The sequence below is a fragment of the Shinella sp. genome (assembly GCF_049651085.1).
In the GTDB taxonomy this organism is placed as follows: Bacteria; Pseudomonadota; Alphaproteobacteria; order Rhizobiales; family Rhizobiaceae; genus Shinella.
On sequence record NZ_JBASBL010000019.1, the window covers coordinates 1 to 12,086 of the forward strand.

Sequence of the window (12,086 nt, forward strand, 5' to 3'; positions counted from 1 at the left end):
CATGAAGGATTCGAAGGTCATCGTGGCGATCAACAAGGACGAGGAAGCCCCGATCTTCCAGGTCGCCGACTACGGCCTCGTCGGCGATCTCTTCGACATCCTGCCCGAACTCGAAAAGGCTATTTGAGCCGACCTTGGTCCCATTTCGCGACGATGATTTCACTGGAAATATGCGTCGCGTGGCTTTATCACTTCATCGGGCCGGTTAGACCGGCCCGATGTTTTTTTACCTGCGCCCAAAGCGCGGCGCTGACATGACGGGACGACTGGTGTGATGATCAAGAACGTCGGTATTGTGGGTGCAGGCCAGATGGGCTGCGGTATCGCGCATGTCGCGGCCATGGCTGGCTACAAGGTCCATATCTACGACCTGTCCGCAGAACGCATCGAGGCCGGTCTTGCCACGATCAACGGCAACCTCGCGCGCCAGGTCTCGTCCGGCAAGATGTCCGACGAGGACCGCAAGAAGGCGCTGGCGCTGATCAAGGGCTCCTCCGACATCAACGATCTGTCCGATGCCGACCTCGTCATCGAGGCGGCCACCGAGGACGAGACCGTCAAGCGCAAGATCTACGGCCTGGTCTGTTCCGTGCTGAAGCCGGAAGCGATGCTCGCCACCAACACGTCCTCGCTGTCGATCACCCGCCTTGCCTCCGCCACCGATCGGCCGGAGCGTTTCATGGGCATCCACTTCATGAACCCGGTTCCGGTGATGAAGCTGGTCGAACTCGTGCGCGGCATCGCCACCGGCGAGGAGACCTTTTCCGCCGCCAAGGAATTCGTCGCCCGTCTCGACAAGACGATCACGGTCGCCGAGGATTTTCCGGCCTTCATCGTCAACCGCATCCTGCTGCCGATGATCAACGAGGCGATCTATACGCTCTATGAGGGCGTCGGCTCCGTTGAAGCCATCGACACGGCCATGAGGCTTGGCGCCAACCATCCGATGGGCCCGCTCCAGCTTGCCGATTTCATCGGCCTCGATACCTGCCTTTCGATCATGCAGGTGCTGCATGACGGGCTTGCCGATTCGAAGTACCGCCCGTGCCCGCTGCTGGTGAAATATGTCGAAGCCGGCTGGCTCGGCCGCAAGTCCGGCCGCGGTTTCTACGACTATCGCGGCGAGGTACCGGTTCCCACCCGCTGACCGGCGGAAGAATCTGCCAGGCTCCCCTTTCAGGAAAAAATGTTTCGCCTGCCGCAAATGCCGTGACAGGCCATGCCTCGGATAGCGTCCGGCCGGTCGCTATTGTCTGCCCCAATTCTTCTCGCATTGGGGTTTCCAGATGAAACGTTTGCTCCTTCTCGGCGTGGCTCTCCTCGGCCTCGTCGCTCCCTTCTCCGCGCAGGCCGCCGACAAGCTGCTGAATGCCTCCTATGACGTGGCGCGCGAGCTTTTCGCCGCCGAGAACGAAGCCTTCGTGAAGGCGCATCCGGGCGTCACGGTCGACCAGTCGCATGGCGGCACCTCCAAGCAGGCGCGCGCCATCGCCGAAGGCCTCGAGGCCGACGTGGTGACCTTCAACCAGGTGACGGATATCGACTTCCTCGTGAAGAACGGTTTCGTCGCGGAAGACTGGCAGAAGAAGTTCCCGAACAATGCGTCGCCCTTCTACTCCTTCCCGTCCTTCCTCGTTCGCGCCGGCAACCCGAAGAACATCAAGGACTGGTCCGACCTTGCCCGCGACGACGTGAAGGTCGTCTTCCCGAACCCGAAGACCTCGGGCAATGCGCGCTACACCTATCTTGCAGCCACGGCCTACGCGAAGGAAGCGTTCAACAACGATCCGGTGAAGGTCGAGGAGTTCGTCACCAAGATCTTCGACAACGTGCCGGTCTTCGATACGGGCGGCCGTGCGGCGACGACGACCTTTGTCGAGCGCGAGATCGGCGACGTCATCATCACCTTCGAGGCGGAAACCAAGTCGATCGCCAAGCAGTATGGCGAGGACAAGTTCGAGAGCGTCGTGCCCTCCGTCTCGCTGCTGGCCGAATTCCCGGTCGCCGTCGTCGACAAGGTGGCGGATGCCCGCGGCAGCCGCGATCTTGCCAAGTCCTATCTCGACTTCCTCTATGCGCCGGAAGGCCAGAAGATCGCTGCCGAATTCGGCCACCGCGTTCTCGACGAGAAGGTCGCCGCCGAGTTCAAGGACCAGTTCCCGGAAATCCGCCTCGTGAATGTCGAAGACGTCTTCGGCGGCTGGAACAAGGTTTCCGAAGAACACTTCGCCGAAGGCGGAACGCTGGACAAGATCTACGGCAGCCGTTGATCCACCGACCTCATGCTTCGGGCGACCGGCGGACATTGGTTCCGCCGGTTGTCGCATGCAAGATCCCACCCAATTCCGGCCGGAAAACCGATCCGCACGTTTCCTGGAATTGCCTTCGAAAGGAAAGCGCGTCTTGAGACGGCGTGTACTGCCCGGATTGCCGCTCGCGCTCGGCATAACCCTCGTCTATGTGGCCATCATCGTGGTGCTGCCGCTGGCTGCGCTCGTCTTCAAGGCGGCGAGCCTCGGCCCGGAAGACTACTGGCGCATCATCTCCTCCGAGCGCGCCTTTGCCAGCTACCGCGTGACGGTGCTCTGTGCACTGGCCGCCACGGTCTTCAACCTCTTCTTCGGCCTGTCGCTCGCCTGGATCCTGGTGCGTTACCGTTTTCCCGGTCGCCGCCTCGTCGATGCGCTGGTCGATCTGCCCTTCGCGCTGCCGACGGCCGTCGCGGGCATCGCGCTCACCACGCTGTTCGCCACGAACGGCTGGTTCGGCGGGCCGCTGTCGCATCTCGGTATCAAGGTTGCCTATACGCCGCTCGGCATCATGGTCGCCATGAGCTTCACCAGCATTCCTTTCATCGTGCGTACCGTGCAGCCGGTGCTGGAAGAGCTTGACCCGGCGCTGGAGGAGGCGGGACAGACGCTCGGCGCCAGCGACCTCTCCATCTTCGTCGGCGTCATCCTGCCGCTTCTGACGCCGGCGCTTCTGGCCGGCGTGTCGCTGTCCTTCGCGCGCAGCCTGGGCGAGTTCGGCGCCATCATCTTCATTGCCGGCAACCAGCCGTTCTCGACGGAGATCACCGCGCTCCTGGCCTTCATCCGGCTCGAGGAATACGATTATCCCGCCTCCGCCGCGATTGCCTCGGTCATGCTGCTGACGGCCTTCCTGATGCTGGCCCTCACCAATCTCATGCAGGCCCGCGCCCTGCGCTACACGGCAAGGGGCTGATCATGACGCAGAACCGAAAGGGCAAGCCGCCCCGCGTCGGCGACAATCCGTTTTTCCGTCGCAGCCTGCTTGCAATCGTTCTCCTGCTCGTCGGGCTGATGATCGTCGCGCCGCTCGTTGTCATCGCCGTCGAGGCCTTTTCGCGCGGCGTCGGCTATTTTGCCGAATCGATCGCCGAGCCGGATACGCGGCATGCCATCCTGCTGACGGTCATCACCGCGCTCATCGCCGTGCCGATCAACACGATTTTCGGCGTGGCGGCGGCCTGGGCCATCACCAAGCACGACTTCCGGGGCAAGCGGCTCCTGACGGTCGTCATCGAACTGCCCTTCTCCGTCTCGCCCATCGTCGCCGGTGTCGCCTATCTCTTCGTCTTCGGTCTGCAGGGCCTGTTCGGCCCCATGCTGCAATCGGCGGAAATCAAGATCCTCTTCGCGCTGCCTGGCATCGTGCTGGCCAGCATGTTCGTGACGGCGCCCTTCGTCGCGCGCGAGCTGATCCCGCTCATGCAGGCGCAGGGCCGCGATCTCGAAGAGGCGGCGACATCGCTCGGGGCGAGCGGCTGGCGCACCTTCTTCTCGGTCACGCTGCCGAACATCAAATGGGCGCTGCTCTACGGCGTGGTGCTCTGCAATTCTCGCGTGATGGGTGAATTCGGCGCCGTCTCGGTCGTCTCGGGTAACATTCGCGGCCAGACGAACACGCTGCCGCTGCATATCGAGCTGCTCTACCACGACTATAACGCGGCCGGATCCTTTGCCGCCGCATCCATTCTCGCCGGCCTCGCCATCGTCACGCTCATTGCCAAGGTGGCGCTCGAGCGGCAGGGCGCGGGCCGTGTCCAGCGTCCGACGGCCCTTGCCGGCGCCGACAGCATCCTTCCGGAGGTCAAGCCTTGAAGATCCGCCTCGACAATGTGGTCAAGACATTCGAGACCTTTCGCGCCGTGCACGGCGTTTCGCTGGAAATCGAGAGCGGCGAGCTTGTCGCCTTGCTCGGCCCGTCCGGTTCGGGCAAGACGACGATCCTGCGCATGGTCGCCGGTCTCGAATATGCCGATGGCGGCGCGATCTATTTCGGCGGGGAAAATGCCACCGATATCCCCGTGCGTGAGCGCGGCGTCGGCTTCGTCTTCCAGCACTATGCGCTCTTCCCGCACATGACGCTCGGCCAGAACATCGCCTTCGGCATGAAGGTATCGAAGGTGAAGCGCTCGTCGCAGGCGATTGCCGAACGGGTCGAGGAATTGCTCGATCTGGTGCAGTTGAGCGGCCTCAAGGATCGTTTTCCCGGCCAGATTTCCGGCGGCCAGCGCCAGCGCGTGGCGCTCGCCCGTGCGCTTGCTGTGGATCCGCGCGTGCTGCTGCTCGACGAGCCGTTCGGCGCGCTCGATGCGAATGTGCGGCGGGACCTGCGCCGCTGGCTGCGCAAGATCCATGACGAGCTTGGCATCACCACGCTCTTCGTCACGCATGACCAGGAAGAGGCGCTGGACCTTGCCGACCGGGTGGTCATTCTCAACAAGGGAAAGATCGTGCAGGAAGGGACGCCCGAAGCGGTCTGCCGCACGCCGGCCGATGCCTTCGTGATGAATTTCCTCGGCGACGCCAACCGGCTCGACGCGGATATCCGCGGCGGCAAGGCCTATGTCGATGACGTGGCATTCGAGGCCGACGGCGTTGCGGATGGCAGCGGCCAGATCCTCTTCCGCCCGGCGGACGTGACCTGGCGCGAGGACGGGAACGGCATTGCCGCGAAGATCATGCGCGTCATCGACCGGCCGGATTCGCGCCGCGTGCTGGCGATGACCGGCAGTGGCCAGCCGATCGAGTTCGACACCGCGCCGGAATTCCCGCATCGCAAGGGCGATACGGGGTTCATCGGCATTCGCCGCCCGCGCGTCTACGCGGCGGCGTGAGGGTCAGCTCTTCGGCGCCGCCAGCGCGGCGTTGATCAGGGCCTTGGCGTCCTCGCTGTCCCAGGCGGCCGGGCCGTTCATCGCGGAGATCAGGCAGCCCTTGTCGTCCATCAGCAGGGTCACGGGAAGGCCGAAGGCAAGGCCTTCCTTCTTCAGTGTGTTGAAGACGCCCATCGAGGCATCGCGGTAATAGGCAAGTTCATTGACGCCGGTCTCGGTCAGGAAGCTTTTGGGCTTCTCGTCGTCACCGGTATCGATGTTGATCGCGACGACCTCGAACCTGTCGCTGCCGAGATCCTTTTCGAGCGCGTTCAGCGCCGGCATTTCCTCGCGGCAGGGCACGCACCACGTCGCCCAGAGATTGATGAGCAGGGTTTTGCCGGCAAAGTCGGCGATCGTCTTCTTCTTGCCGTCCGGCCCGTCGAAGATGAGGTCAGGCAGCGGACGGTGTTCGTCGACGGTGCGCATGGCTGCGACCTGCCCCTTCGAGAAGGGGGTGAGTGCCTCGGCCTTGGCGGCCGCGGCGCTGCAGGCGGCAGGATCTGCGGAGGCGACGATGCCCGCGCCATTGCCAGACATGCTCTCCTTCACGTATATCGCTGCGGCACCGGCGAGAAGTCCGGCTAGCCCGGCAATGGCGATCAGCTTGGTTGCGGGCAGGCCGATTTTCTTCTTCACTGACATTTCATTCTCCAGGACAGGCACCATGGCTGACGGCAATTCCGAGACGAAATCCTCGAACCAGATGTGGGGCGGCCGCTTCGCCTCGGGGCCGGATGCGATCATGGAGGAGATAAATGCCTCCATCGGCTTCGACAAGAAGCTTTATGCCCAGGACATCCGCGGCTCAAAGGCGCATGCAGAGATGCTCAGCCATCAAGGCATCATTTCGGCAGAGGATAAGGAAAAGATCGTTCACGGTCTCGACACGATCCTGTCAGAGATCGAAAGCGGTGCTTTCGAGTTCTCGCGCAAGCTGGAAGACATCCATATGAACATCGAGGCGCGGCTGGCGACGCTCATCGGCCCGGCCGCCGGCCGCCTGCACACGGCCCGTTCGCGCAACGACCAGGTGGCGCTCGATTTCCGCCTCTGGGTCAAGGAAGAATTGCAGAAGACCGAGAAAATGCTGACGGGTCTCATCGCGGCCTTCCTCGACCGTGCGGAAGAGCATGCCGAAACCGTCATGCCCGGCTTCACCCATCTCCAGACCGCCCAGCCGGTGACCTTCGGCCACCATTGCATGGCCTATGTGGAAATGATCGGCCGCGACCGCCAGCGCGTGCGCCATGCCATCGAGCATCTCGACGAGAGCCCGATCGGTGCCGCCGCGCTTGCCGGCACCGGCTATGCCATCGACCGCCACATGACGGCGAAGGCGCTGGGCTTCCGCGAGCCGACACGCAATTCGATCGATACGGTTTCGGATCGCGACTTCGCGCTTGAATTCCTGTCGATCGCCGCGATTGCCGCAACCCACCTCTCGCGTCTTGCCGAAGAGATCGTCATCTGGTCGACGCCGCAATTCGGCTTCATCCGCCTGTCGGATGCCTTCTCGACCGGCTCCTCGATCATGCCGCAGAAGAAGAACCCGGATGCGGCCGAGCTGGTGCGCGCCAAGACGGGTCGCATCAACGGCTCGCTGATCGCGCTGCTCACCGTCATGAAGGGCCTGCCGCTCGCCTATTCCAAGGACATGCAGGAAGACAAGGAACAGGTCTTCGACGCTGCCGAAAGCCTGGAGCTTGCCATTGCGGCGATGACCGGCATGGTGCGCGACATGACGATCCGCACCGACAGGATGAAGGCGGCGGCCGGCTCTGGCTATTCCACCGCGACGGACCTTGCCGACTGGCTGGTGCGTGAGGCGGGGCTTCCGTTCCGCGATGCCCACCATGTCACCGGCCGCGCCGTGGCGCTTGCCGAGAGCAAGGGTTGCGACCTCGCGGACCTGTCGCTCGAGGATTTGCAGGCGATCCACGCCGCGATCACCGCCGACATTTTCAACGTGCTGACGGTCGAGGCTTCGGTCGCCAGCCGCAAGAGCTATGGCGGCACTGCGCCGTCGGAAGTCAGGAAGCAGATCGCCTGGTGGCGGCAGCAGAACTGATCAAGGCGCTTGCAGGACTCATCACCAGAATCAGGGTGCACAAGAGCGGGCGAATTCGCTAAGGATGGAGCCCACTCGACCACCGGTATTTCCAGGGAACGCTTCATGACACGCATCGACATCGGCAGGCTGGCTCTCGTGCTTTGCCTTTCCGCAGCGGTTCTGACTGCCTGCGGGCGCAAAGGCGATCTCGAACGGCCGGGCGCGCAGCCGGTGGTGAAGACCATCGATGGCAAGCAGGTCGAGCAGGTCGAAGACAAGCCATTCATCCTCGATCCCCTTCTCTAATCGTACCAACGCGCTTCCGGTTCTCGCCTTTGCCTGAATCGCTCTGGAGGGACCAGACTCTTGAATCATTTTGAGCATCGTGACGGCGTTCTCCATGCGGAGGATGTGCCGGTACCGGAAATCGCCAAGGCGGTGGGCACTCCCTTCTATTGCTATTCGACGGCCACGCTGGAGCGGCACTACAAGGTGTTCTCCGAAGCGTTCGACGGCCTGGATGCGATGGTCTGCTACGCCATGAAGGCGAATTCCAACCAGGCGGTGCTGAAGACGCTCGCCCGGCTTGGCGCCGGCGTCGATGTGGTTTCGGAAGGGGAACTTCGCCGGGCGCTTGCCGCAGGCGTTCCCGCCTCGCGCATCATGTTCTCCGGCGTCGGCAAGACGCCGCGCGAAATGGATCTGGCGCTTGAGGCCGGTATCTACTGCTTCAACGTCGAATCCGAGCCTGAGCTGGAAATCCTGAATGCCCGCGCCGTGAAGGCCGGCAAGGTCGCGCACGTCTCCTTCCGCATCAATCCGGATGTCGATGCGCGCACGCATGCCAAGATTTCGACGGGCAAGAAGGAAAACAAGTTCGGCATTTCCTGGGAGCGCGCGCGCGCCGTCTATGCCCGCGCGGCAAGCCTGCCGGGTATTGAGGTGACCGGCATCGACATGCATATCGGCAGCCAGATCACCGAGCTGCAACCCTTCGAGGATGCCTTCCGGCTGCTGCGCGAGCTCGTCGAGACGCTGCGGGCCGATGGCCACACGATCGATCACGTCGATGTCGGCGGTGGTCTCGGCATCCCCTACAAGCTCGACAACGCGCCGCCGCCGCTGCCGGATGCCTATGCGCAGATCGTCAAGGACCAGCTGAAGGGCCTTGGCTGCAAGATCGTCACGGAGCCGGGTCGCCTGATTGTCGGCAATGCCGGCATTCTGGTCACCGAAGTCATCTATGTGAAGGATGGCGGGGAAAAGACCTTCGTCATCGTCGATACGGCGATGAACGATCTCATTCGCCCGACGCTCTACGAAGCCTGGCACGAGATCGATCCGGTCATCATTTCCGCGGCCAACGCGCCGCGCATCCGCGCCGATGTCGTCGGTCCCGTCTGCGAAACGGGCGATTATCTGGCGCAGGACCGCGAAATGGCGCAACCGAAGCCGGGCGACCTCTTCGCCGTCGGTTCGGCCGGCGCCTATGGCGCGGTGCAGGCCGGCACCTACAACAGCCGCCTGCTGGTGCCGGAAGTGCTGGTCAACGGGTCCGAGTTCCACGTCATCCGGCCGAGGACGTCCTATGACGACCTGATCGGCCTCGACTCCACGCCGGACTGGCTCGCCTGAGCCGTCCGCGCGCGGGAAAGCCGTTCACGATTTTGCGCGTGCCCTCGTCTTCGCCACAAAGCATGTTATCTTTTGGCGGCGACAACCCGCGGCGGAGAATGATGAACGATGGCGATTGAAAGGCAGCGTAAGACGGGGGCGACGGGCAATCCGCTGGCACGCCGGCTTGCGGGCAAACGCCTTGCAGCGCGCACCATCCTCTATCTGGAAACGCTCGCTCCGCGACTGCTGCCGGTTCTCCTGCTCGTCGCCGGTTTCCTGGCGCTGACATGGTTCGGATATTTCCGCCATGTGCCGGCCTGGCTGCATATCGCGACGCTTGCCGCCTTTGCGCTTTGCCTTGCCGGGCTGCTTCTGCGCCTGCGGGGTCTCGACTGGCCCTCCGTCGACAGGGCCGACCGGATGCTGGAGGCGCGCAATGCGCTGGCGCATCAGGCGATCCGTGTGCAGGATGACCAGCCGGCAGGCGGCGATGCCTTTGCCGAGGCGCTGTGGCGCGAGCATCAGGCTCGCATGGCGCGGATGATCGGCTCCCTGCGGACAGGCACGCCCGAGCCCGATATCGCCCGCCATGACCGCCATGCGCTGCGCGCCATTCCGGTGCTGCTCGTCGTCATCGCCTTTGCCTTTTCCTATTCCAACCGTGCCGGCATGCTGGCCGATATCGTTTCCTTCCGCCCGGCGGCCGAGACGACGCCTGACATGCGCATTGACGCCTGGGTGACGCCGCCGGCGCATACATCGCGTGCGCCCGTTTTCCTCACCGGCAACGGGCAGGGCCAGCCGGCCGAAGCGGCGAAGGACGAGATCCGCATTCCGCAGTTCAGCGAACTCACGGTGCGCGTGACCGGCGGCAGCGGCGACGAGCAGGTGAGCTATCAGGCGGCCGGCGAGACCGCGGCCACGGCCATCCGTCCAGAAGAGGAAAAGCCGAAGGACGAGAAGGGCGCAGCTTCCAGGACGGATGCGAAGGCGCCGGTTGCTGCCGTCAATGGCGCCAGGACGATGCAGTATAAGATCCTGAAGGATGGCACGCTGACGGTCGATGGCCGCAGCTGGGTCTTCTCGGTCATTCCGGACCGGGTGCCGGAGATCGCCTTTGACGGCATTCCGAAGAAGACGGTGGCCGCAGCGCTCGAAATCAGCTTCATCGCCAAGGACGATTACGGGCTTCAGGACGCCCATGCGGAGATCGTGCCGGTCGATCAGCCGAAGGACGCGCGACCGCTCTATCCGCTGCCGGATTACAGGCTCGACCTGCCGCGCCGTGCGGCGCGCGACGCCAAGGGCACGACCAGCCGTAACCTCTCCGAGCATCCGCTCTCCGGCAAGCGCGTGAAGATTACGCTCGTCGCCAGGGACGCGGCCGGGCAGGAAGGGCGCAGCCAGCCGGTCGAGATGATCCTGCCGGCCAAGACCTTCTTCGAGCCTCTTGCGGCTGCGGTCGCCGACCAGCGGCAGGTTTTCGCGCTCGACGCCAATCAGCTTGCCTATGCGATCGCGCTCAACGAGGCGCTGACCATCCGGCCGGAAGAGACGATCCCCAACCTTACGCATTTCCTCCTGCTGCAATCGGCCGCCGCGCGCATGAAGCTTGCCCGCACGGACGACCAGATGCGCGAGACGGCGGATTATCTCTGGGAAATCGCGCTGGGCATCGAGGACGGCAATCTCTCACTCGCCGACCGCCGTCTGCGCGAGGCGCAGAAAGCGCTCTCCGAGGCGCTGGAGCGCAACGCCTCCGACGAGGAGATCGCCCAGCTCATGAAGGAACTGCGCGAGGCCATGCAAGCCTATATGGAAGAGCTTGCCCGTCAGGCCGCCAAGAACGGCCAGATGCAGCAGAATGCCCAGCAGCAGGGCCAGATCCTGCGCCAGCAGGATTTGCAGCGCATGATGGACCAGATCGAGAATCTGGCACGTTCCGGCGCGCGTGAGCAGGCCCAGCAGATGCTTTCCGAACTCCAGCGCATGATGAACAACCTGCAGGCCGGACGCCCCCAGCAGGGGCAGCAGGGCCAGCAGAACGATGCCATGCGCCAGCAGATGGACAAGCTCGGCGAGCTGATGCAGAAGCAGCAGCAGCTGATGGAGCAGACCTTCCAGTTCGACCAGGCCCTGCGTGACCGCCAGCAGCTTGGCGACCCGATGCCCGGCGAGGACGGTGAACAGCAACAGCCGGGCGACAACGGCGCCGGCCAGCCGAGCGACAAAAGCGCCGGCCAGCCGACCGACCAGATGACGGCCGAACAGTTGCGGGAAGCGTTGAAGAAGCTTCAGGAGCAGCAGGATGGGCTCGGCAAGCAGCTCGGTGAGCTGCAGGAGGCGCTGAAGGGCATGGGGCTGGAACCCGGCGAAGGGTTCGGTCAGGCCGGTCGCGAAATGAAAGGTGCCTCTGAAGCGCTTGGCGAAGGGCAGGGCGAAGCGGCCGTCGGTAGCCAGGGCCGCGCGCTGGAGGCGCTACGGCAGGGCGCGCAGAACATGATGAGCCAGATGCAGGCCATGGGGCAGGGCCAGGGGCCGGGCGAAGGCATGCCACAGGCCGGCCGAAACGGTCGCGACCCGCTCGGCCGTGAGCACAACGCCAACGGTCAGGGCCCTGATTTCGGCGGGCCGACGAAAATTCCGGAAGAGATCGACATCCAGCGGGCGCGCGAAATCCTCGACGAGATCCGCCGCCGGCTCGGCACGGGCGCCGCACCCGGCTTCGAGCGGGATTATCTGGAACGGCTGCTGGGCATCCGCTGAGAACTCCAGCGGAACGGCAAGGTCAGGCAGCGAGCGCCTGCGCGACGGCGCGACGGATGTCCGGCAGGCTGAAGGGCTTGCTGACGACATCGACGATTTTCGTCGCAAGGTCGTCGGCCCGTTCGCGCTGGTCGGCATAACCGGTCATCAGCAGGATCTTCAGCGCGGGATGTGCGGCGGATGCCTTGTGGGCAAGCTCGATGCCGTCCATCACCGGCATGCGGATATCGGAAAGCAGGAGATCGAAGCCGCCGTCGGTCAGGGCATCGAGCCCGGCAGCGCCATCCGGTGCCTCGACGGTTTCATGGCCATCCAGTCGCAGCGCGCGCGCCACGAAGATGCGCAGCGAATCCTCGTCCTCGGTGATCAGAATCTTCGCCATTGGTTCCCCTTCTCGGTCGTCCGGAAACGAAAAGACCAGACTTTCCTTGTCGATCGGTAAACGTCCGATGGCAATTTGGGGGAGCC

11 protein-coding genes and 1 pseudogene are annotated in these 12,086 nt (G+C 63.9%); 10 read left to right on the forward strand and 2 right to left on the reverse strand.

The annotated features are described in order from the left end of the window. From WA950_RS10890 to WA950_RS10915, 6 genes and pseudogenes are all read left to right on the forward strand, one after another. A pseudogene (locus tag WA950_RS10890) lies at positions 1–127 on the forward strand (electron transfer flavoprotein subunit alpha/FixB family protein); the annotation flags it as partial. A 147-nt stretch (positions 128–274) separates the two neighbouring features. Then, positions 275–1,147 carry a 3-hydroxybutyryl-CoA dehydrogenase gene (locus WA950_RS10895; protein WP_424551735.1) on the forward strand — a complete coding sequence of 291 codons (873 nt, stop codon included), beginning with the start codon at positions 275–277 and terminating at the stop codon, positions 1,145–1,147. Positions 1,148–1,286: 139 nt separating this feature from the next. Beyond that, positions 1,287–2,270: a thiosulfate ABC transporter substrate-binding protein CysP gene (gene cysP, locus WA950_RS10900; protein WP_424551736.1), complete on the forward strand. Its 984-nt coding sequence runs from the start codon at positions 1,287–1,289 to the stop codon at positions 2,268–2,270. A gap of 133 nt (positions 2,271–2,403) precedes the next feature. Further along, on the forward strand, positions 2,404–3,225 hold the full coding sequence (gene cysT, locus WA950_RS10905; RefSeq protein WP_424551737.1) for a sulfate ABC transporter permease subunit CysT: 822 nt from the start codon (positions 2,404–2,406) through the stop codon (positions 3,223–3,225). Positions 3,226–3,227: 2 nt separating this feature from the next. After that, on the forward strand, positions 3,228–4,124 hold the full coding sequence (gene cysW / locus WA950_RS10910) for a sulfate ABC transporter permease subunit CysW (RefSeq protein WP_424551738.1): 897 nt from the start codon (positions 3,228–3,230) through the stop codon (positions 4,122–4,124). After that, a complete protein-coding gene (locus WA950_RS10915) occupies positions 4,121–5,143 on the forward strand; it encodes a sulfate/molybdate ABC transporter ATP-binding protein (RefSeq protein WP_424551739.1) in 1,023 nt (340 codons plus the stop codon). The genes cysW and WA950_RS10915 overlap by 4 nt, the downstream gene beginning before the upstream one ends. Before the next feature lie 3 nt (positions 5,144–5,146). On the opposite strand, the gene tlpA is transcribed toward WA950_RS10915, so the two are convergent. After that, positions 5,147–5,827 carry a thiol:disulfide interchange protein TlpA gene (gene tlpA, locus WA950_RS10920; protein ID WP_424551740.1) on the reverse strand — a complete coding sequence of 227 codons (681 nt, stop codon included), beginning with the start codon at positions 5,825–5,827 and terminating at the stop codon, positions 5,147–5,149. A gap of 22 nt (positions 5,828–5,849) precedes the next feature. Between tlpA and argH the strand changes: the two genes are divergently transcribed. The 4 genes from argH (at position 5,850) to WA950_RS10940 (ending at position 11,618) form a co-directional block, all read left to right on the forward strand. Further along, positions 5,850–7,253 carry an argininosuccinate lyase gene (gene argH, locus WA950_RS10925; RefSeq protein WP_424551741.1) on the forward strand — a complete coding sequence of 468 codons (1,404 nt, stop codon included), beginning with the start codon at positions 5,850–5,852 and terminating at the stop codon, positions 7,251–7,253. 105 nt (positions 7,254–7,358) lie between these two features. Further along, the gene (lptM, locus tag WA950_RS10930) at positions 7,359–7,541 is read left to right on the forward strand and encodes an LPS translocon maturation chaperone LptM (protein ID WP_424551742.1); all 183 of its coding nucleotides are present in this window, start codon (positions 7,359–7,361) and stop codon (positions 7,539–7,541) included. Between the two features lie 60 nt (positions 7,542–7,601). Continuing rightward, positions 7,602–8,870, forward strand: coding sequence for a diaminopimelate decarboxylase (gene lysA, locus WA950_RS10935; RefSeq protein WP_424551743.1), 1,269 nt, complete (start codon positions 7,602–7,604; stop codon positions 8,868–8,870). A gap of 108 nt (positions 8,871–8,978) precedes the next feature. Beyond that, positions 8,979–11,618: a TIGR02302 family protein gene (locus WA950_RS10940; RefSeq protein WP_424551744.1), complete on the forward strand. Its 2,640-nt coding sequence runs from the start codon at positions 8,979–8,981 to the stop codon at positions 11,616–11,618. 22 nt (positions 11,619–11,640) lie between these two features. Here WA950_RS10940 and WA950_RS10945 read toward each other — a convergent pair whose 3' ends face one another. Continuing rightward, positions 11,641–12,000, reverse strand: coding sequence for a response regulator (locus WA950_RS10945; RefSeq protein ID WP_424551745.1), 360 nt, complete (start codon positions 11,998–12,000; stop codon positions 11,641–11,643). Positions 12,001–12,086 lie beyond the last annotated feature (86 nt).

Excerpts from the sequence above, each read along its gene's own strand:
- WA950_RS10945 (WP_424551745.1), bottom strand. The coding sequence starts at position 12,000 with ATGGCGAAGATTCTGATCACCGAGGACGAGGATTCGCTGCGCATCTTC.
- tlpA (WP_424551740.1), bottom strand. The coding sequence starts at position 5,827 with ATGTCAGTGAAGAAGAAAATCGGCCTGCCCGCAACCAAGCTGATCGCC.
- lptM (WP_424551742.1), top strand. The coding sequence starts at position 7,359 with ATGACACGCATCGACATCGGCAGGCTGGCTCTCGTGCTTTGCCTTTCC.
- WA950_RS10940 (WP_424551744.1), top strand. The coding sequence starts at position 8,979 with ATGGCGATTGAAAGGCAGCGTAAGACGGGGGCGACGGGCAATCCGCTG.
- cysW (WP_424551738.1), top strand. The coding sequence starts at position 3,228 with ATGACGCAGAACCGAAAGGGCAAGCCGCCCCGCGTCGGCGACAATCCG.
- argH (WP_424551741.1), top strand. The coding sequence starts at position 5,850 with ATGGCTGACGGCAATTCCGAGACGAAATCCTCGAACCAGATGTGGGGC.
- WA950_RS10895 (WP_424551735.1), top strand. The coding sequence starts at position 275 with ATGATCAAGAACGTCGGTATTGTGGGTGCAGGCCAGATGGGCTGCGGT.
- cysP (WP_424551736.1), top strand. The coding sequence starts at position 1,287 with ATGAAACGTTTGCTCCTTCTCGGCGTGGCTCTCCTCGGCCTCGTCGCT.